At 70.2% G+C, this 18,773-nt stretch carries 18 protein-coding genes; 5 read left to right on the top strand and 13 right to left on the bottom strand.

From position 1 onward, the window contains the following. Positions 1 to 46: 46 nt before the first annotated feature. From FL311_RS28300 to FL311_RS28250, 11 genes are all read right to left on the bottom strand, one after another. Positions 47 to 841 carry an enoyl-CoA hydratase/isomerase family protein gene (locus FL311_RS28300; RefSeq protein WP_141329842.1) on the bottom strand — a complete coding sequence of 265 codons (795 nt, stop codon included), beginning with the start codon at positions 839 to 841 and terminating at the stop codon, positions 47 to 49. Further along, positions 778 to 1,491 (bottom strand): TetR/AcrR family transcriptional regulator, encoded by a 714-nt coding sequence (locus FL311_RS28295; protein WP_194869397.1) that lies wholly within the window; start codon positions 1,489 to 1,491, stop codon positions 778 to 780. Before FL311_RS28295 ends, FL311_RS28300 begins: the two co-directional genes overlap by 64 nt. A gap of 107 nt (positions 1,492 to 1,598) precedes the next feature. Beyond that, entirely contained in the window at positions 1,599 to 3,050 is a 1,452-nt protein-coding gene (locus tag FL311_RS28290; protein WP_228557133.1) for a hypothetical protein, read from the bottom strand. Positions 3,051 to 3,296: 246 nt separating this feature from the next. Beyond that, complete coding sequence (locus FL311_RS28285; protein WP_141329836.1) at positions 3,297 to 3,647, bottom strand: helix-turn-helix domain-containing protein; 351 nt, start codon at positions 3,645 to 3,647, stop codon at positions 3,297 to 3,299. Between the two features lie 58 nt (positions 3,648 to 3,705). Beyond that, on the bottom strand, positions 3,706 to 6,363 hold the full coding sequence (locus FL311_RS28280; protein WP_141329834.1) for an LPS-assembly protein LptD: 2,658 nt from the start codon (positions 6,361 to 6,363) through the stop codon (positions 3,706 to 3,708). Positions 6,364 to 6,409: 46 nt separating this feature from the next. After that, entirely contained in the window at positions 6,410 to 7,771 is a 1,362-nt protein-coding gene (locus FL311_RS28275; protein WP_141329832.1) for an AMIN domain-containing protein, read from the bottom strand. 90 nt (positions 7,772 to 7,861) lie between these two features. After that, the gene (locus FL311_RS28270; protein WP_141329830.1) at positions 7,862 to 9,136 is read right to left on the bottom strand and encodes an alpha/beta hydrolase; all 1,275 of its coding nucleotides are present in this window, start codon (positions 9,134 to 9,136) and stop codon (positions 7,862 to 7,864) included. Between the two features lie 174 nt (positions 9,137 to 9,310). Next, the gene (locus tag FL311_RS28265; RefSeq protein WP_194869395.1) at positions 9,311 to 10,594 is read right to left on the bottom strand and encodes a folylpolyglutamate synthase/dihydrofolate synthase family protein; all 1,284 of its coding nucleotides are present in this window, start codon (positions 10,592 to 10,594) and stop codon (positions 9,311 to 9,313) included. A 25-nt stretch (positions 10,595 to 10,619) separates the two neighbouring features. After that, a complete protein-coding gene (accD, locus tag FL311_RS28260) occupies positions 10,620 to 11,471 on the bottom strand; it encodes an acetyl-CoA carboxylase, carboxyltransferase subunit beta (RefSeq protein WP_141329828.1) in 852 nt (283 codons plus the stop codon). Between the two features lie 81 nt (positions 11,472 to 11,552). After that, positions 11,553 to 12,308, bottom strand: coding sequence for an MBL fold metallo-hydrolase (locus FL311_RS28255; protein ID WP_141329826.1), 756 nt, complete (start codon positions 12,306 to 12,308; stop codon positions 11,553 to 11,555). 1 nt (position 12,309) lies between these two features. Next, a complete protein-coding gene (locus FL311_RS28250) occupies positions 12,310 to 12,966 on the bottom strand; it encodes a Crp/Fnr family transcriptional regulator (protein ID WP_141329846.1) in 657 nt (218 codons plus the stop codon). A 152-nt stretch (positions 12,967 to 13,118) separates the two neighbouring features. On the opposite strand from FL311_RS28250, the gene purM reads away from it, so the two are divergent. The 3 genes from purM to FL311_RS28235 are packed head-to-tail and all read left to right on the top strand — an operon-like array spanning position 13,119 to position 15,438. Next, positions 13,119 to 14,156, top strand: coding sequence for a phosphoribosylformylglycinamidine cyclo-ligase (gene purM, locus FL311_RS28245; protein ID WP_141329824.1), 1,038 nt, complete (start codon positions 13,119 to 13,121; stop codon positions 14,154 to 14,156). Then, positions 14,153 to 14,818 carry a phosphoribosylglycinamide formyltransferase gene (purN, locus tag FL311_RS28240; RefSeq protein WP_141329822.1) on the top strand — a complete coding sequence of 222 codons (666 nt, stop codon included), beginning with the start codon at positions 14,153 to 14,155 and terminating at the stop codon, positions 14,816 to 14,818. The genes purM and purN overlap by 4 nt, the downstream gene beginning before the upstream one ends. Next, positions 14,815 to 15,438, top strand: a complete 624-nt coding sequence (locus FL311_RS28235) for a DUF523 domain-containing protein (RefSeq protein ID WP_228557132.1) — start codon at positions 14,815 to 14,817, stop codon at positions 15,436 to 15,438. Before purN ends, FL311_RS28235 begins: the two co-directional genes overlap by 4 nt. Before the next feature lie 229 nt (positions 15,439 to 15,667). On the opposite strand, the gene FL311_RS28230 is transcribed toward FL311_RS28235, so the two are convergent. Further along, a complete protein-coding gene (locus FL311_RS28230) occupies positions 15,668 to 16,141 on the bottom strand; it encodes a MarR family winged helix-turn-helix transcriptional regulator (RefSeq protein ID WP_141329820.1) in 474 nt (157 codons plus the stop codon). A gap of 50 nt (positions 16,142 to 16,191) precedes the next feature. Between FL311_RS28230 and FL311_RS28225 the strand changes: the two genes are divergently transcribed. Next, positions 16,192 to 17,046: an alpha/beta fold hydrolase gene (locus FL311_RS28225; protein ID WP_141329818.1), complete on the top strand. Its 855-nt coding sequence runs from the start codon at positions 16,192 to 16,194 to the stop codon at positions 17,044 to 17,046. Between the two features lie 4 nt (positions 17,047 to 17,050). Here the strand turns inward: FL311_RS28225 and FL311_RS28220 are convergent, their stop codons facing one another. Continuing rightward, positions 17,051 to 18,130, bottom strand: a complete 1,080-nt coding sequence (locus FL311_RS28220; protein WP_141329816.1) for an enoyl-CoA hydratase/isomerase family protein — start codon at positions 18,128 to 18,130, stop codon at positions 17,051 to 17,053. A gap of 85 nt (positions 18,131 to 18,215) precedes the next feature. On the opposite strand from FL311_RS28220, the gene FL311_RS28215 reads away from it, so the two are divergent. Further along, positions 18,216 to 18,773, top strand: a 558-nt coding sequence (locus FL311_RS28215) for an HAD family phosphatase (protein ID WP_141329814.1), incomplete at its 3' end; no start/stop codon positions are given.

Below are 18,773 nucleotides of genomic sequence, written 5' to 3'. Positions count from 1 at the left end.
GTCGCCAGCGGGGAGACGCGGCTGGGCACGCCCTGACGTCGCGAGGCTAGCGGTCGTTCCACTTCGGCGGGCGCTTCTCCAGGAAGGCGGAGACGCCCTCCCCCGCGTCGTCCGCGAGCACGTTGAGCGACAGCTGGGACGCGAGGAACTCCAGCGCCGCGGGCAGCGGCAGGTCCTCCGCGGTGAAGAAGGCCCGGCGCCCCAGCGCGAGCACCGCCTGGCTCTTGCCGGCGAGCTTCCCCGCCAGCGCCGCCACCGCCCCGTCCAGCTCCGCGGCGGGCACCACGCGGTTGACCAGCCCCAGCGCGAGCGCCTCGCGCGCGGGCAGCTTGTCCCCCGTCAGCACCAGCTCCAGCGCGCGCTTGCGCCCCACGTGACGCTGCAGGAGCGCCATCATCATCATCGGGAACAGGCCCACGTCGATCTCGGGCGTGCCGAAGTCCGCGCCCTCCACCGCCACGGCGAGGTCACACGCGAGCACCAGCCCCAGGCCGCCCGCCAGCGCGTGCCCGTTGACGCGCGCCACGGTGGGCTTGCGCGCCTCCTGGAACCGGGCCAGCAGCTTCCCGTAGGAGCGGCGGCCGTCGTGCGTGGCGAGGAAGCCGCCGTCGCCGGCCATCTGCCCCAGATCCCCGCCCGCGCAGAAGACCTTCTCGCCGGCGCCGGTGAGCACCACCACGCGCACGGCGGGGTCCGCGTCCGCGCGGTCCAGCCCGTCCATCAGCGCCTTCACCACCGTGGGCGACAGGGCATTGCGCGCCCGGGGCCGGTCGATGGTCAGGTGCGCTTGGGGACCTTGGACTTCGTAGCGGACTTCTCCGACGACTTCTCCGGCTTCCATGCAGGGGACTCCGCGCCTGGCGACGCGTCGGCCAGGACGCCGTGAAGGAAGGTTTCGGCGATCTGCGCCTTGGCGCGCTCCAAAGCCTGGGTGTCGCGCGCGTCGGCCAGCCCCGTGACGAAGGCCGTCAGCCCCATCTCGATGGCGCCGAAGAGCAGCGCGGACGACAGGAGCGGGTCCGTGTCCGAGCGCAGCTCCCCCGCCTCCTTCGCCCGGGTGAACAGCTCCGAGGACAGGCGGATGGCGTCCACGAAGGCCGTCTGCCGGTTGATGCGGGAGCCCGCGGGGCTGCGGGCAATCTCCAGGATGAGGACCTTCACCGCGCGCGGGTCCACCCGGTACGCCTCGAAGGCCACGTCCACCACGCCGCGCACCTTCTGCGCCAGCGTCCCCTCGCCCTCCACCACCGCGCGCACGCGCGTGACGAAGCCGCTCCAGCCCGTGTCGAACACGGTCTCCAGCAGCTCATCCTTGTTCTTGAAGTAGTGGTACACGAGGCCGTAGGCGACGCCGGCCTCCTTGGCCACGTCCGCGATGCGGCACCCGTGATAGCCCTTGCGGGCGAACACATCGATGGCCGCCCGCAGGATGGTGCGGCGGCGTTCGCTCTCGCGGTTGCCGTTGTCCGCCGCCGACTTGCTCTGGCCCACGACGTCCTCCACCGGCCGGTTGATTCTTCAATCAGCCGAGGTGGACCCTACGGACGTGGGCTCCCGGGGTCAATGGGTACTTCACCGGGAGCCCGCGTCAACCGCGTCTAGAGCACGGTGCCCGTCACCGTGGGGGCGACGACCTGGACCTTGTGGCCGTCGAGCTGGGCGGCCGTGTACGTGCAGACCGCGTCCGACTTCCAGGGGATGGGCTGGGGGAACGGCCCCGGCTGAGGCTCCTGGGAGACGTCGTGCTTGTCCTTGATGAGGTAGCGCACGACGGCGTACGACGGGTAGGTCAGCGGGATGGCGCCGGTGATGGCCGGCTCGATTTCAATCGGGCCCTCCGCGCCGGAGTTGCAGCCGTCACCCTGCGAGTTCTGGGCGATCATGTTGAACCACGGGTCCGCGACCAGGAACGTGGCGCTGGCCGAGCCGAAGTGGTCGATGGCGACGTTGGTGGCCGGAGGCGGCGGGGAGATCTGACGCACCGTGTCCGGGCGGTCCAGCGAGTGCGGCACGCCCGTCCAGAGGATGCGCTCCTGCACCCAGATGAGCGTGCTGGTGTCGTGGACGCCGTTCTTGCCGTCCCAGCGGCCGTTGCCGTTGGTGTCGACGAAGCGCTCGCCCGCGTCCCAGGTGCCGTTGTCGTTGTTGTCGACGAAGGGCTCGGTCAGGTCCACGAAGGCCTCGCCCGTGTCCCACTGGCCGTTGTTGTTGTCGTCGCTGAAGGCCTCCTCACCGGAGGTGACCGCGATGAGCGAGACCAGGTTGTCGCGCGGGTTGTTGATCTTGTTGGGGCGGATGGGGTCGGCGCGCTGGGGCTCCGGCCGGTTCGACTGCGGCTGCGGCGGAGTGCCGTGCGCGGCCAGCGGGTTCTGCTCCCACAGGAAGGGCTGCATCCACAGCGGCGCCAGGTACTCACCCGTGTGGGTGGCGTCGTTGGTGGGGTTCCAGGTGAACTCACCCGGGTCCACGTCCTGCGGCAGGGGCAGCGAGGTCTTGTAGAGCACCTGCGCGTTGCCCACGACGTCCGTGAGAGAGGTGGCGGTGGGGCCGATGGTGCCGGCCTCCGTCAGGAAGGACACCTGGGCGCCCTCGATGCCGTCGCCGTTGCGATCACCCACGTGGGCGATGCAGTTCACCTTCACGCCGGCGATGAGCGAGCGGGCCTCGTCCCACGCGCCGATGGCGTGGTGCAGACCGGAGGCCTCACCGGACCACGAACCACACTGGAAGGTCAGCTGGCGGGAGCTCGAGTTGGTGCCGGCGAAGCTGATGACCGGAGAGATGACCGACTTGGCCTCCGCGCCCTCACCCGCCGAGGCGACCACCACCACGGAGGTGACGCGGCCGCCCGTGGCCGTCACCTGCATGGACACGATGCCGTCCCCGGGGTTGGTCGTCCCCTCGGCCGGCGACAGTTGGACCCCCGGCACCTCCGACTGCAGTGAGAACCGCACCTGCGTGCCGGCCTGCGGCATGCCACGCGAGTCCACCGCCCGGAAACGCAGGGTGGTGATCTCACCCAGACGCGGCCTGGCCGGATTCTGATCCACGAATTCAAGCGTGGCGGGAGCTGGCGAGGAACACGCCAACAACACCATGCTCGTGAGGGCCATCCACGAGGCAAGACCCGGACGCATCAGCGAAGACTCCTTGGACGAAGAAGGAAGCACGCTGTGCGCACGCGGCGCACAGCGCATTTCCGCCATCTTCCCGGTCTACCTACCGTCCAGTCAAGGACAGGACAGGAGGACCGAGGGGCCCCTTGCGTCCGGCCAGGGACCCCCGAGGGGTGGGATTCAGGCGATGGTGCCGCTGAACATCACCCGGGCGACCCCGAGCAGGCGGTCCACGTCCCGTGCGGTGAGGCCCCGGGCGCGCGCGAAGTCAGACAGGGGACGCAGCAGGTCCTCCGTCTGGGCAAGGGTCTGCTCCGTTCCCGTGAACAACTCTCCCAGGCTGACGCCAAGGGCGTTGGCCAGGGCGGCGAGGGTCTCCACATGAGGGACACGCTCGCCGCGTTCGATCATGGAAAGGAAGGAGACGCTGATCTGAGCCCGCTCCGCGAGCTCTTCCTGCGTCCACCGCTCCGGCCTCTGCGTACGAAGCTCGCGGATGCGCTGGCCGATTCGTTTTCCGAGGTCCGACACGAAATACTTCTCCTGGCTGCTTGGGGGTTGTGGAACCACCATTCACCTTCGGTGATTCCTAGCCGCCCGAACCGAACGATCCCAACCCAGTGACGCTGAAATTCACACCGGAAAATTCCAGTCCGATATCACGTCTGAGGGTCACCACCCCTTCAATGCGCCAGCAATTACACGCTGGCCCATATGACACGCCCAGTGTCTGCTGGGCGAAGGGCTTCAACGCCTCTTGGTTTGTTGGATCCTGGTAGAGGGGCTGCACCAGGGCTTCGTACCGCACCCCGAGGCCAAATCCGAGCGTCAAACGCGTACCCGCGATGAGAGCCTGGGCCCGCTCGGCCGTGGGGAGGCCGGGCGTTTCTCGGGATACGCTGCCTACCAGGGCATCCAGGGGGCGGCGGATGGAATCCGGGCCCAGGGCGTTGGGGATTTCACCCCGGTCGATGGCCGTCTGGGCGGTGGTGAGGATGTCGTCGTAGCGCGCGTAGAGCGCCTGGCCCTTGCCGTTGTCGATGTTGAAGTCGCCGGTGATCTGGGTGACACGCCCCGAGTTGGGGTCGAAGCGAACCATCCCACCGGCGGTGAGCATTCCCAGGCTCGTCGTCAGGCGCGCGAAGGTGTCACGGAGGACCGGCTCGGGATCTCCAAGCTTGTTCGCGGCGGGTGCGTAACGCGTCAGGTCGAAACCCTGGCCGATGCGCAGCCGCAGCGGCTCGCGGTAAGCGTTGCCCACCTTGACGCGCAGCGTCTGGTCCACGGCGAAGACGCCCTGGAGGAAGCCCCGCGTGCGGCCATCCAGGTCCAGGGGCACGGCGGCGTCGACCTCGTCGTAGGGCTGGGCGAACCCAGGCCCCCGCTGCGCGCCCGCGGACGGCACGTGGCCCCAGCCGCCCGGCACGTAGCGCAGCTCCAGCGAGGGCGCGAAGGAGTGCCGGTAGCGGTTCTTCTCCCCGTCCCACGTGCGCGTGAGCTGGGTGTCCACGAGCAGGCCCGCGATGGGGTAGCCGCGCTGCCACGTCCTGCCCGAGTACTCGCCGGCCCAGACGTCCTGGCGCACGCCCAGCGACGGCGTCACCCGCGCCACGTCGCCCAGGGGGATGGACGTGGCGAGCCGGGAGGTGAGGTCGATGCGATCTCTCGCCTCGCGGTCCCGCGTGTCGAAGCGGCCGTTGCCCTGCCCCGGGTCCACCGGGTACGTCGGGTCCGTGTAGTGGTAGCCCAGCGGGAGGTAGATGCCATCGCGGCGGAAGATGCCGTCGACGCCCTCGTCCCCGAACCCGCCCGTCATGGGGGCCAGGCGGGTGAACTCGGCGCGCAGCCCTCCGACGATGCCGCCGAACAGGGGGCGCTCCGGCAGCGCGTAGACGATGCCGGGCAGTCGCTGGAACGTCACCGGCGAGGGCAGATCCGGCCGCAGCGGGTCCACCTGGGCCGGCACGCGGTTGTCCTGGAAGAAGCGATAGGGCCAGCGGATGTCCTGGCGCAGGGACACATCCAGGCCCGCGTACGAGTCCTCCTGGCGGCGGAACACGGTGGCGGTGCTGCGCAGGTAGTCGAGGCCCTGGAGGATGACGTCGGCGGTGAGGTCGCGCGTGTAGTTGCCGTCCGACACGAACGACGCGTCCACCCGGTCGTACCAACCGGAGCCCAGGTCCTGGAAGTGCTGCCAGGACGCCTCGCCGCGCCAGCCCCGGGGCACGTCGACGTAGGTATAGGCGTCGGGCGCTCCTTCTGGGTACAGGTAGAAGTCGCCGCTCCGAGGATCTCTCAGAGGGCGGGAGTCGTGCAGCACGCCGAGCGACACCCGGCCTCGGGCCGTCTCGCTGGGCACATAACGGAACTCCGTGCGCAGCCGCGGGCCCTTCACGCCAAACAGCCGGGGCTCCTGGGTTTCGAACCTGGCGCCCTCCGGCCCCCGCAGCACCGTCTGGTCCGACGAGCCGAGGAAGTAGCCCGGGGTGAAGGTCATGTCGTAGCTGCGCCCCAACGTGAGGAAGAACGGCTGCTCGAGGCTGAAGCCGCTCTGCCCCGAGAAGTTCGGGTTGGGGATGAGGAAGCCCGTGCGGCGCTCGGCCAGGGGCAGGTACACCCAGGGCAGCGCGAAGATGGGGACGGACTCCACGTACACCACGGGCCACGACAGGGTGGCGCGCTCGCCGAGGATGACGTTGGCGGACCGGGCCTCCATGCGCCAGGTGGGCTCCCCCGGGCCGCACTCGCACGGGGTGAAGGCCAGGTCGTCCACGGTGAAGGCGTTGGGCCCGGTGCGGCGGATGCGGGTGCCGCTGAGGATGATGGGCGTCTCGCCCATGGAGCGCAGCTCCTCGGGCGTCTTCGCCGCGAGCATCGCCTCCTGGGTGACGCCCTTCTTCTGCATGAAGAGGCCGCCCTGGAGCGTGGCCTCGAAGGAGCGGATGTCCACCCTGACGTCATCCGCGACGGCCGCCATGCCGCCGGGGCCCACGAACATGACGTTGCCGGTGGCCGTGGCCACCTGATTCGCCTCGTCGTACGTCACCTCGTCCGAGCGCAGCAGCATCTCGCCGGTGCGCAGCTCGCAGTGGCCGCGCGCGGTGAGGACCTGCTTGTCGGCCTCGTAGGTGAGGAAGTCGGCGGCCAGCTCCACCGTCTCGCCGGAGGGGAGCTGGACCTGGGTGGCGAGCGGAATCTGCGCCGAGGAGACCAGCAGCGCGGCGGCGAGCGGAACGAGGAGGCTCATTCAGGGGTGCAAGGTATGCCGCGCCACGGCCGCGCGGGGGCCCTTATCACCGAGCGGTGCGCTGAAAATCCAACGAAATGACGTTCCCGTCCTGCTGAGCCTGCACCGGGGCCTGCTGCCGCAGCTGCACGGTGACGCGCACGTTGCGGCCTTCCGCGTCCGCGTCCACCCGGGTGACGGGCGAGTTGAAGTAGGAAGTGTCCAGCGGCCGGGTGTTGTTGCTCAGGTCGATGCGGCTGTTCTCCAGCTCCAGCACCACCGCGTTGCCCGTCTCGCTCACGCTGTAGCGCACCGGCTCGTTGGTCCGGATGAAGACGCGCGACACCCCACCCTGCTGCTGGAAGCCCACCAGCGTCATCGTCTTGCGACGCGAGGACACCTCGGCCGAACCGCCGCTCGACACCTCGCGGCGCTCCCGGGGCTGGGCCATGGCGACGCGCCCCTGCTGGCGGCGCTCACGCTCGGCGCGGGCCTCCTCCTCGCGCTGACGGCGGGCCTCGGCGGCCTCCTCCTTCGCGGCCTGGGCGGCGGCGCGCTTCTCCTCGGCGGCCGCCTTCGCGGCGGCGCGAGCGTCCTCTTGTTGACGCTTCTTCTCGTCGGCGGCGGCCTGGGCGGTGGCGCGGCGCTCATCGGCTGCGGCCTCGGCGGCGGCACGGGCCTCCTCCTCCTGGCGCTTCCTGTCGTCGGCGGCGGCCTTCGCGGAGGCCTGGGCCTCGGCCTCCTGGCGCTTCCTGTCGTCGGCGGCGGCCTGGGCGGCGCGCTGCTCCTCCTCGCGCTGGGCCGCGGCGCGGGCCTCGGCCTCCTGCTGGCGCTGGCGCTCGGCGTCGGCGTCCTGCTGGGCGCGGGCGGTGGCCTCGGCGGCGGCCTTCTCCTGGGCCTGGCGCTCGGCCTCGGCGCGAGCGGCGGCCTCGGCGGCGGCCTTCTCCTGGGCCTGGCGCTCGGCCTCGGCGCGAGCGGCGGCCTCGGCGGCGGAGCCATCCGCGGCGGGCTGGGTGGGCGCGGCCTGGGCCACGGCCTGCCCTGTGCTTCCGACGACCTTGACGATGAGCTGGCTGTCGGTGGCCTGGATGTCGGTCTCCACCTCGCGCTCGAAGCCGATGAGCACGCGGGCGATGGCGGAGTCATCCGAGCCGTAGCTGGCGGTGCGGATGCCCGTCACCGTGCCATTGCCCACCTGCGTCTCCTCGGGGACGCCGTTGAAGACGGCCTCCGCGATGTCGATGACGAGCCGGGGCGGGTCGGTCATCGTGAAGGTGGTGAAGTTCGCCTTCTTCGAGCCGGAGATGGTCACCGTCCCGCCATTCACCTGCACGCTGGTGATGGTGTTCAGGTTCGCCGCCGGAGCCTGCGCGAGCGCCATGCAAGGCACGAGCACCACACCGAGCAGCCACACCGCTGAGGCCTTCATCGACCACTCCCCTTCACGTTGACAGTGGGCTCGGATGCTAACACGCGCCCATCACCCTCCAACTTTCCAGCCACACCGCCGCGCGAAGGGCTAGCGCAGGCGAGGCAGGGACGGCGCGCGGTTGCGGTGCGTGCGCGCGTACTCGATGAGGTTCTTGATGTCGTAGCAGATCTGCCGGATGTCGTGCCCCATCGTCAGCTCGATGTGGCTGTTGCCCTTGACCGGCCGCCACAGCAGGTACTCGCTCTTGGCCGCGCGGTACACGCTCCGGGTGGACTCCACCGAGGCGAGCGGATCCATGTCCCCGAAGATGATGGCCATGGGGATGTGGATCTTCTCGAAGCCGCGCTTGAAGTCGTAGCCGGTGCGGTAGCAGACCATCTCCCCTCGGCGGATCCACCGGGCGAACTGCTCGATGACCTTGCGCGGCTCGCGCTCCCCGCCCTCGCGCAGCAGCCACCGGATGTCGTCGGCGCCCACGCGCTCCGGGTTGATGAGCCGGTTGAGCCGCGTGGTGAGCTGTTGGTACAGCGGCGAGTCCTCCGCCTTGCCAATCTGCCGCTCGACGAACTTGAGGATGAGGTCCACGGGCACCGCGTCGAAGCGCAGCTTGCGGCGCTCCTCCGGCACCAGCTTGCGGCCCAGCTTCGCGTTGAACGCGCCCACCCCGCGCGACAGGAGCTTCTTGCCCAGGCCGTTGACGTCCCCGCCCAGGTTCACCCCGGCGAGCGTCATGTCGATCATCCCCGCGAGCATGGGCGCGCCGTGCGCGAGCATGCGCAGCGCCATGAAGCCCCGCCCCAGGTCCGCGGGCGAGCCGATGGTGATGAGGCCCTCGAAGTCGTCGTGGATGCCCGTGTAGCCGTAGCCCAGCATCCCGCCCATGGAGTGGCCGCAGTAGAAGATGCGCTCGCGGCGGGTGATGCGCTTGACGCCCGACACGGCGGCCGGCAGGTCGTAGAGGAAATAGCTGTCCAGGTCCCAGCCGTAGTCCAGGTCCGGCGGCAGCGGGCGCTTGAAGCGCTCGGCGCGCTCCTTCTGGAAGGCGATGGAGCTCTTGCCGTGGCCGCGCAGCTCCAGGATGTGGATGTCCACGCCGAAGAAGAGCAGGTTCTTGACGAACTGGCCGCTCGTCCACGTGTGACGGTTCTGCGAGAAGCCATGCACCAGCAGCAGCGGCTCGCCGAACAGCGGCTGGGCGAACGGCTGCTTCACCGGACGGTAGCGAGTGATGACCAGCGACCAGCCGTCCGCCGTCTCCACCACGTACTTCGTCTTCGTGTAAAGCGCCCGGAAGTCGACTTCGTCGATGGACGGGATGGCGGGTCCCGTGGTGGTCGCGGCTCTCCAGTCCGGCAGGCGCATGCCTTGAATCTACGGCGGCTGATGCAACGCGCCAAGGATTCCCCCTCGGCCCGTGCGTCTTGCCCGTCCTGGACGCAAGGCCCGTCCTGGGAGGTCACCCGCTGCAGGCGGGCCTCGGCGCGCCCTGCCCCGCTGCTCCAGGTCCCTGTCGGGAAGGTGGCGCGAGCCGACCCCTCAGGGAGTCCCCAGTCGCGCCCGCACCATGCCCACCAGGAACAGCGAGCCGGTACACAGCACCAGGCCCTCGGGCCCCGCGCGCCGCCGGGCCTCCGCGAGCGCCGCGTCCACGTCCGGCCAGGCGGTGACGTCCTGCACCAGGGCGCGCGCCTCGTCGAGATAGGCCGTGGGTGGAAGCGAGCGGGACGTCTCCAGGGGCGTCAGCTGCACGGAGGCACACGCGGGGAAGAGGGCCCGCATCATCGGCCCCCGATCCTTGTCCGCCACCACGCCGAAGACACAGTGGACCGGGCGCCCCGTGTACAGGGCACGCAGGGAGGCGAGCAGCACCTCCACCCCCGCCGGGTTGTGCGCGCCATCCAGGAGCACGACCGGTCGCTCGCCCACCTCCTCCAGCCGTCCAGGCCAGCGCGCCGAGCCGAGCCCCGCCTTCGCCTCCTCGCTCGAGACCGCCACGCCACGCGAGGACAGGCTCTCCAGGCAGGCCAGCGCCACCGCCGCGTTCTGGACCTGATGGGGGCCTCGAAGCGACACACGCAGCCCCTCCAGCCGCCACGCCACGCCCTGGTACGTGAGGCTCCCGTCAGGCTGCAGCCGCGCCTCGAAGTCCCGCCCCTCCACGACGAGGGGCACGCCGAGCACCCGCGCGCGGGCCTCGATGGCCTCCAGCGCCTCGGGGGCCTGCCGGGCGACGACGCAGGGCACGCCGGGCTTGAGGATTCCGGCCTTCTCACCGGCGATCGCGGCCAGGGTGTTGCCCAGGTACTCCATGTGGTCGAACGAGACGGGGGTGATGGCCGTCACGGTGGAGGGCGCGGCGGTGGTCGCGTCCAGCCGGCCACCCAGCCCCGTCTCCAGCACGACGACGTCCACGCCCACACGCGCGAAGTGCCACAGCGCCACGACGGTGCCGAACTCGAAGTACGTCATCGGCTCGGCGACGGCGGAGGGGTAGCGCTCCAGCACATCGAGGATGGCGCGGCCGAAGTCCTCGTCGGAGATGTCCTCGCCGCCCACGCGGATGCGCTCGTTGACGCGCACCAGGTGCGGGGACGTGTAGAGGCCCACGCGGTGGCCCGCGGCCTGGAGCGCGGTGGCGGCGAAGGCGCAGGTGCTGCCCTTGCCGTTGGTGCCGGCGACGTGCAGCACCGGATAGCGGCGCTCGGGGTGGCCCAGGGCCTCGAGCGCCTCGCGCACCCGCTCCAGCCCCAGCTTGATGCCGGAGGGGTTGAGCCGCGAGAGGAAGGCGAGTGCTTCCTCCGGTGTCCTGGGCGCGCTCATGAGGGATGCCAATGAGCGCGCGGGCTCAGCCCAGCAGGCCGAGGAGCTGCCCCAGCCGGGCGCGCAGGTCCTTGCGGTTGACGATGTTGTCGATCATCCCGTGCTCGAGCAGGAACTCCGAGCGCTGGAAGCCCTCGGGCAGCTTCTGGCGGATCGTCTGCTCGATGACGCGCGGACCGGCGAAGCCGATGAGCGCCTTGGGCTCGGCGAGGATGACGTCCCCCAGCCAGGAGAACGAGGCCGCCACGCCGCCCGTCGTCGGGTGCAACAGCACGGAGATGTAGGGCTTGTTGCCGGTGCGGAAGCGGGCGATGGCCGCGGACGTCTTCGCCATCTGCATCAGCGAGAAGATGCCCTCCTGCATGCGCGCGCCGCCGGACGCCGAGAAGATGAGCGCGGAGCACTTCAGGTCATGGGCGCGCTCGAAGGTCCTCGCCACCTTCTCGCCCACCACCGAGCCCATGGAGCCGCCCATGAACTCGAAGACGAACGCACCCACCGACACCTGGTGCCCGCCGATGCGGCCCACACCGGAGATGAACGCGTCGTTCTCCTCCAGGCTCTTGCGCGTGGCCTTCAGCCGGTCCTTGTACTTCTTCGAGTCGCTGAACCCGAGCGGGTCCTGCGGCTCCAGCTCCTTGTCGAACTCCTCGAAGCTGTCCGGATCCAGCAGCGTCGCCAGCCGCGCGCGCGCGTTCCAGGGGTGGTGGTGGTCGCAGTGCGGACACACCATCCAGTTCTTCTCCAGCTCCTGCCGGTAGATGATCTCGTCGCAGCTCTCGCACTTGGCCCACAGGCCCTCCATGCGAGACGGTCCGGGCTCGGGCTGCTGCTGGGTGTCGACGGCGATGCGCGGCTTCTTCGAAAACCAGGCCATGAGAACGGCGGGGGTTAATCCGCCCGTCCCCGCCCGTCAACCGTTCCGTGTGGCGCGATGCGTCGCCGCCCGGGGGACGGGCTAGAACTCGAACACGTCGTTGAGCTCCAGCACCTCCACCGGCATGCTCGCCAGCTCCTTCTTGAGCTGGGCCACGAAGGCCGGCTTGAGGTGGTAGAGCATGACCGAGGCCCCGTTGCGCTCGAACTTGCGCAGCTCCAGCCCCAGGGTGTGGGGCGTCAGGTGGCCGGAGATGTCGGCCAGCGACTGGAGGGCGTTGGGGAAGGAGGTCTCCAGGAGGAGGGCCTTGAGGTTCTTCGTCTCGTTCAGGGCCTTCCAGAGCTTGTCGGTGGGACCGGTGTCCCCGCTCATGGCGAGCGTGCTCTTGCCGTTGGAGATGATGAAGCCGCAGGACTCCACGGGGTGGCTCACCGGGACGCTGCGCACGGTGTAGGGCCCCACCTGGAAGGTGCCGCCGGCGCGGAAGGTCTGGATGCGCAGGACGGGGTTGGCCTTGGTCGGGATGCGGGTGAAGTCCGGCCAGAGGGCGTTGTTGAACATGTTCTCGCGCAGGGCCTTGGCGCACTCGCGAGAGGCGTGGATGGTGACGGGCTTGTCCCGGCGACCGATGACCAGGTCCGCCATCAGCGGCAGGTCCTTCACGTGGTCGAAGTGGCTGTGGCCCACGAGCACGTGGTCCACCCGGCACAGCTCGTCCAACGAGAGCGTCCCCGTCAGGGCGCCCGCATCGAGCGCCAGCACGTCATCGACGAGGAAGCACGTGCTCTTGCACGTGGGGAGCTCGCCACCGTGGCAGCCGAGGACGCGGAGCTTCACGCTAGAGGTCTCCGAACTTCCACTTCATCTCCAGGTATTGGAGGAAGTCGTGGAGTCTGGCCGTGTCATACACGGTGACTCTGTCACCACTGCGTGAGATGAGACCCGCGCGGACCAGCCGGTCCAGCACGTTGCGCACCGCGGGCTCGCCCACGCCAATCTGCCGGGGCATCTCGCGGACGACGAAGTCGATGTCCGTCCCCGTCCCCTCATCCGAGGGGCGGCCTCGCGACTGGGCGGTCTGGATGAGCTGGTGCACCACCCGGCTGGCCGGATCATTGTGCAGCAGGTTTTCAATCTGGGCGTCCGCCTCCGACAGGCGCTCGGCCAGCTTCTTGATCATCCGGACGGCGATCTCCGCGTTGCCGCGGATCATCGCCTCGAACGTCTTGGGGTCGATGACCAAGAGCCGGGCGTCCTCGTTGACCACCGCGGACGCGTTGCGCGGCTTGTTGGAGATGATGGCCATCTCCCCGAAGAACTCGCCGGGCCCGAGGACGGCCAGGACCTTCTCCACGTCGCGCACGCGCTTGGAGATGGAGACCTTGCCCGCCTGGATGACGAACATCTCCCGGCCCGCCTCTCCCTCACGGAAGAGTTCGGTGCCCTTTGGGAATTCCTTGCCGAAACGTTGAAAGAGGGTTTCCTCGGCGCCCATCCTGCGAGGAGTCAATCAGCCCCTCCCCCCCTGGTCAAATTACCTTTTGTACGGACCGGTGGGACACACCGTGGGTCCGGGCTCGCCGCAAACCCGACACCGGGGGCTCGGAGCCCGAGACAACGGACTCCGGGGTCGATAGAAGGCCGCCCGTGGGAACGACCTACAAAGACTCCGGAGTGGACATCGAGGCCGGCGACGCGTTTGTCGACCGAATCAAGCCCTACGCCGCGCGCACGATGCGCCCGGAGGTCGTCGCGGGAGTCGGCGGCTTCGGGGGATTGTTCGCGCTGCCACCCGGCAAGTACCGCGAGCCGGTGCTGGTGGCGGGCACGGACGGGGTGGGCACCAAGCTGAAGGTGGCCTTCGCCGCGGGCCGGCACGGCACGGTGGGCATCGACCTGGTGGCGATGTCGGTGAATGACATCCTCACGTGCGGCGCGGAGCCGCTGTTCTTCCTGGACTACTTCGCCACGGGCCGCCTGGAGGTGGACGCGGCGGCGGAGGTGGTGAAGGGAATCGCCCAGGGCTGCGAGCAGGCCGGGTGCACGCTGCTCGGCGGCGAGACGGCGGAGATGCCGGGCTTCTACGCGCGGGGAGAGTACGACCTGGCGGGCTTCTGCGTCGGCGTGGTGGAGCGCTCGGCCATCATCGACGGCAAGAGCATCCGGCCCGGGGACGCGCTCATCGGGTTGACGTCGTCGGGGCTGCACAGCAACGGCTACTCGCTGGCGCGCAAGGTGCTGCTGGAGAACGCGAAGCTCGCGCTGGACGCGACGCCCGAGGGGCTGGGGCGCTCGCTGGGTGACGCGCTGCTGGAGCCCACGCGCATCTACGTGAAGGACGCGCTGGCGCTGACGCAGGCGGTGAAGGTGAAGGGCATGGCGCACATCACGGGCAGCGGCATCCCCGGCAACCTGCCCCGGTGTCTGCCGGACGGGACGCGCGCGGTGCTCAGCGAGAAGTCCTGGGTGAAGCCGCCCATCTTCGACCTCATCGCGAAGCTGGGGAGCGTGGCGCGCGACGAGATGTTCAGCACGTTCAACATGGGCCTGGGCCTCATCGTGGTGGTGGCGAAGGAGGACGTGGCGCGGGCGCTCGAGGTGCTGCGCGCGCGCGGCGTGGAGGCGTCCGAGGTGGGCCGGGTGGAGGCGGGCTCGGGCGAGGCCATGGCGGTCATCGAGCCATGAGCACGGCGCGGGTCCGGCTGGGCGTGCTCGTCAGCGGCGGCGGGAGCAACCTGCAGGCGTTGCTCGACGCGTGCGCGCGCGAGGACTTCCCGGCCGAGGTGGCCTGCGTGGTGTCGAACGTGCCCACGGCCTATGCGCTGGAGCGGGCGCGGGCCGCGGGCGTCCCGGCGGTGGTGGTGGACCACAAGGCGCATGCCAGCAAGGCCGCGTTCGAGGCGGCGATGCTCGAGGCGCTGGGCGCGGCGGGCGTGCAGTGGGTGTGTCTGGCGGGGTTCATGCGGCTGCTCAGCGCGGACTTCCTGGGGCGGTTCGCCGGCAGGGTGCTGAACATCCACCCTTCCCTGCTGCCGTCGTTCCCGGGGCTGCATGCGCAGCGACAGGCGCTGGAGCGTGGGGTGAAGGTGGCCGGATGCACGGTGCACTTCGTGGACGCCGGCACGGACACGGGGCCCATCATCGGGCAGGCGGCGGTTCCGGTGCTGCCGGAGGATGACGAGAAGAGCCTGAGCGCGCGCATCCTCGTCGAGGAGCATCGGCTGTATCCGTTGGCCGTGCGGCTCGCGGTGACGGGCCAGGTGACGCTGGATGGGGTGAGGACGCGGGTGGCCGCGGCGCCGACCATGGGCGAGCTGGCCCTGCGCAGCCCTGGGGCGACGAAGTGAAGCGTGAGGACGCGCGGGCCGGTACGCGCCTCGCTGCCTCGGTGGATGGTGACGCCGACGGTCCGCGCCAGGAACAGGCGGACGGGGGCGGCGTGGCCCACTCCGCGACCGCGGGCTGTCACGAAGGTGCACGCGAGGTTTCGTCCCAGGAAGCGCGCCGCGCGGCCCTTCGCGAGGCCCCCGTGGTGCTGGTGAGCGCGTGCCTCCTGGGCGAAGCGTGCCGCTACGACGGCCGCTCGCAGCGCTCGGAGCGAGTGCTCGCGGCCCTCGAGGGCAAGGCGGTCGTGCCGATCTGTCCCGAGGTCGCCTCGGGGCTCCCCATCCCTCGTCCTCCCGTCGACCTGCGCGGCGGCACGGGCGTCGACGTCTGGGCGGGACAGGCTCGCGCCGTGGAACGCGAGGCGCGAACGGACCGCACCGAGGACTTCCAGCGGGGAGCCCAGCTCGCGCTCGAGGCCGCGCGACGCTTCGACGTGACGGTCGCGCTGCTCAAGGAGAAGAGCCCCTCCTGCGGGAGCCAGCGCGTCTACGAGTCCGGAGTGCTGCGCTCGGGAGAAGGCATCACCACGGCCCTGCTTCGCGCCGAGGACATCACCGTCGTCAGCGACGAAGAGCTGTAGCCAGCAACCTCCGGGGGCTCCCACCGGCTTCACTGGCGAGGCTCGCGCCACCGAAGCCCGGCTGCGCGACTTCACATCGACTGACGAGGCGCTGCTGTCAGCTCCGTGCGCGCATCCCGACGCCGGGACTGGCCCAGCGGGTCCGCGCCACCGACGTCGGCAACGAGGCCCTCTCGTTCGCCGCCGCCAGGCCTCACGGCCCCCCTTCACGAGGAGCATGCCACGCGCCTCAATCCTGCGCCTTGAGCACCTCGAGCAGCCGGGTCAACAGCCCGTGCAGCTCCCGCGTCTCGTCCGCGCCCAGGCGCTTCGCCACGCGCCGGTCGATCTCCACCAGCTTCGTCGTCCCGTGCCGCATGGCCGCGATGCCCTTCTCCGTCAGGAGGACCCGCCTCGCGCGGGCGTCATCGGGGTCCGGTTCAATCCGCACCGCGCCGAACTCCGCGAGCTCCGCGATGACGGGCTGCACCGCCTGCTTCGTCACCCCCAGGCTGCGCGCGAGCTCGGTGATTCGAACGCCGTCCGGATTCTCCAGGTACGGGAGCATGCGCGCGTGCACCTCGCGCATCATGGGATAGCCGGCCTCGCTGTTGACCGCCTGCATCCCCAACTCGTTGAACAACTGCCCACATCGGATGAGCACGTAACCCAGGCTGCTGGCCTGAAGCCTCTTCACGTCCTCGAGCGCGTCCTTCCTCTTCATCCAGTCAAGTATACTTGACTTTATTGGTCAAGAGCCATTGACTATCTACCATGCAAGTTCCCGCATGGGTCGACCGAGAGGCGTTTCCCTTCAGCGTGCGTGAGGTGGCGGGGCTGTCCGTGGTGGACGCGGGCCAGGGGCCGCCCATCGTCTTCGTGCACGGAACGCCCACCTGGTCCTTCGAGTGGCGCGCGCTCATCCGCGCCTTCTCCGCCACGCACCGCTGCATCGCGGTGGACCACCTGGGCTTCGGCCTGTCGCCCCGGCCTCCGGACGCGGACTACTCGCCCGAGGCCCACGCGCGCCGCTTCGCCGCGCTCATCGAGGCGCTGAACCTGCCCCGCTTCACCCTGGTGGCCCACGACTTCGGCGGCCCCATCTCGCTCGACTTCGCGCTCTCCCATCCGGAGCGCCTCGAGCGCGTGGTGCTCATCAACACCATCGCCTGGCCCTTCGTCGACGAGCCCTCGCTCGCCCGGGCCGCGCGCATGGCGGGCGGCGGGCTCTTCCGCTGGCTGTACCGGAACCTGAACCTGTCCTTCCTCATCGCGAAGTCGGCCTGGGGCAAGGGCCCGCGTCCCGCGAAGGTGTGGAACCAGTACACCTCCGCGTTCCCGGACGCCGACTCTCGCGAGCGCGTGCTCTGGGCGCTCGCGAAGAGCCTCAGCGCGTCCACGCCCTTCTTCCAGTCCCTCTGGGACCGCCGCGAGCGGTTCGCGAAGACGCCCATCCACTTCATCTGGGGCCTGCGCGACGCCGCCTTCCCGTCCGTCATCCTCGAGCGGTTCCAGAAGGCCTGGCCTCACGCCACCGTGGACACGCTCCCCGACGCGGGCCACTGGCCCCACGAGGAGGCGCCCGAGGCCTGCATCGACTTCCTGAAGCAGGCCCTGAAGCGGGCTTGAGCCCTCAGCTCCGCGACAGCACCAGCTCATCCTCCTCCGAGGACGCGAAGCACGCCTCCACATCCGCCTCGGAGACGTCGCTCAGCGTTCCCGGGTGCCAGCGCGGCTTGTGGTCCTTGTCCACCAGCACCGCGCGGATGCCCTCGCGGAAGTCGGCCCGCGCCGTCATGGACTGGCTCAGCCGGTACTCCACCGACAGCATCTCGTCGTAGTCGCGCGTGCGGCCCATGCGCAGCTGACGCAGCGTCACCTTCAGGCTCGTGGGGCACATGCGCACGAGCGTGGCCCACGTCTCCTGCGCCCACGCCGTCCCTTCCGCCTCCAAGGCCTGCTGGATGTCCTCCACCCGCTCGGCCGCGAAGCACCGGTCCATCGCCACGTGCTGCGTGGCCAGCACCGACGTCCCCGCGTCCGCGTGGAAGCCCTTGAGCACCCGCTCCACCACCGCGCTCGCCAGACCCTCGCCCCACTCGGCGCCCACCAGCGCCTCCAGCACCGTCTCCAGCCGCGCCGACTCCACGAAGTGCGTCCCGTACCCGAGCCACATCGCATCCGACGCGCCGCACCGCGCGCCCGTCAGGCCCAGGTACGTCCCCGACTCGCCCGGGAAGCGCGGCAGGAACCAGCCTCCGCCCACGTCCGGGAACAGGCCAATCCCCGTCTCCGGCATCGCCAGCACCAGCTTCTCGGTGACGACGCGGTACGCCCCGTGGATGGACAGGCCCAGCCCGCCGCCCATGCAGATGCCGTCCACCAGAGAGATGTACGGCTTGCCGAAGTGGTGGATGAGGTGGTTCAGCGTGTACTCGGCGCGGAAGAACTCCCGCGACAAGCGCTCCGCGTCGGCCGGCTGGGGCTCCGCCTGTGAAGCCGCCACGGCGCGCACGTCTCCTCCCGCGCAGAAGGCCCGTCCGCCCGCTCCCCGGACGACCACGGCCTTCACCGCGGGGTCCGCCCGCCAGGCCTCCAGCTGGGGCAGCAGCCGCCGGCACATCTCCAGATTCAACGCATTGAGCGCCCTGGGCCGGTCCAACGTCACCACCCCCACCGCGCCTCGCATCTCTGTCCGCACGCCGTCGCTCATGTGAGGCCCGAATATCAGTCCTCCCAAGCGGGCGCGCACGATTCGGCCGCTCGCGGGTCCCCCGCCGCGCTATGGGTGGGAAACCATGACACCTTCCGACGCGCCCCTCCGAGCCGCCGTCTTCGACATGGACGGCACCCTCGTCGACAACATGGTGTTCCACAACCAGGCGTGGGTGGCGCTCGCGCGCAAGCTCGGCCTGTCGCTCACCGCCGAGGACTTCCAGACGCGCTTCGCGGGCCGGAAGAACGAAGAAATCCTCCCCGAGCTCCTCGGACGCGCCCTGGACGCCGAAGAACTCCAGCGCCTGGCCGACGAGAAGGAGGACCACTACCGCACCCTCTACCGGCCGCACTTGAAACTGCACCGCGGCGCGGAGGCGCTCCTGTCCCGACTGCGCGCGGCGGGCATCCCCATGGCCATCGCCACCGCCGCGCCGGAAGGCAACCGCGCGCTGGTCATCGACGGCCTGGGCCTGCGCCCCGTCTTCCAGCGCATCGTCGGCGCCGAGGAGGTCTCCCGGGGCAAGCCCTTCCCGGACATCTTCCTGGCCGCCGCGCGCGGGCTGGGCGTGGACCCTTCCGAGTGCCTCGCCTTCGAGGACGCCATCCTCGGCGTCATGTCCGCCCGGGACGCGGGCATG

The organism is Myxococcus sp. AB025B (assembly GCF_006518215.1).
In the GTDB taxonomy this organism is placed as follows: Bacteria; Myxococcota; Myxococcia; order Myxococcales; family Myxococcaceae; genus Myxococcus; species Myxococcus fulvus.
The sequence above is the reverse complement of the archived record's forward strand: the minus strand, read 5'-3'. Positions and strand labels throughout refer to the sequence as shown.

Excerpts from the sequence above, each read along its gene's own strand:
- FL311_RS28250 (WP_141329846.1), bottom strand. The coding sequence starts at position 12,966 with ATGGGCGCCGAGGAAACCCTCTTTCAACGTTTCGGCAAGGAATTCCCA.
- FL311_RS28225 (WP_141329818.1), top strand. The coding sequence starts at position 16,192 with ATGCAAGTTCCCGCATGGGTCGACCGAGAGGCGTTTCCCTTCAGCGTG.
- accD (WP_141329828.1), bottom strand. The coding sequence starts at position 11,471 with ATGGCCTGGTTTTCGAAGAAGCCGCGCATCGCCGTCGACACCCAGCAG.
- purN (WP_141329822.1), top strand. The coding sequence starts at position 14,153 with ATGAGCACGGCGCGGGTCCGGCTGGGCGTGCTCGTCAGCGGCGGCGGG.
- FL311_RS28230 (WP_141329820.1), bottom strand. The coding sequence starts at position 16,141 with ATGAAGAGGAAGGACGCGCTCGAGGACGTGAAGAGGCTTCAGGCCAGC.
- FL311_RS28275 (WP_141329832.1), bottom strand. The coding sequence starts at position 7,771 with ATGAAGGCCTCAGCGGTGTGGCTGCTCGGTGTGGTGCTCGTGCCTTGC.
- FL311_RS28280 (WP_141329834.1), bottom strand. The coding sequence starts at position 6,363 with ATGAGCCTCCTCGTTCCGCTCGCCGCCGCGCTGCTGGTCTCCTCGGCG.
- FL311_RS28270 (WP_141329830.1), bottom strand. The coding sequence starts at position 9,136 with ATGCGCCTGCCGGACTGGAGAGCCGCGACCACCACGGGACCCGCCATC.
- FL311_RS28265 (WP_194869395.1), bottom strand. The coding sequence starts at position 10,594 with ATGAGCGCGCCCAGGACACCGGAGGAAGCACTCGCCTTCCTCTCGCGG.
- FL311_RS28220 (WP_141329816.1), bottom strand. The coding sequence starts at position 18,130 with ATGAGCGACGGCGTGCGGACAGAGATGCGAGGCGCGGTGGGGGTGGTG.
- FL311_RS28300 (WP_141329842.1), bottom strand. The coding sequence starts at position 841 with ATGGAAGCCGGAGAAGTCGTCGGAGAAGTCCGCTACGAAGTCCAAGGT.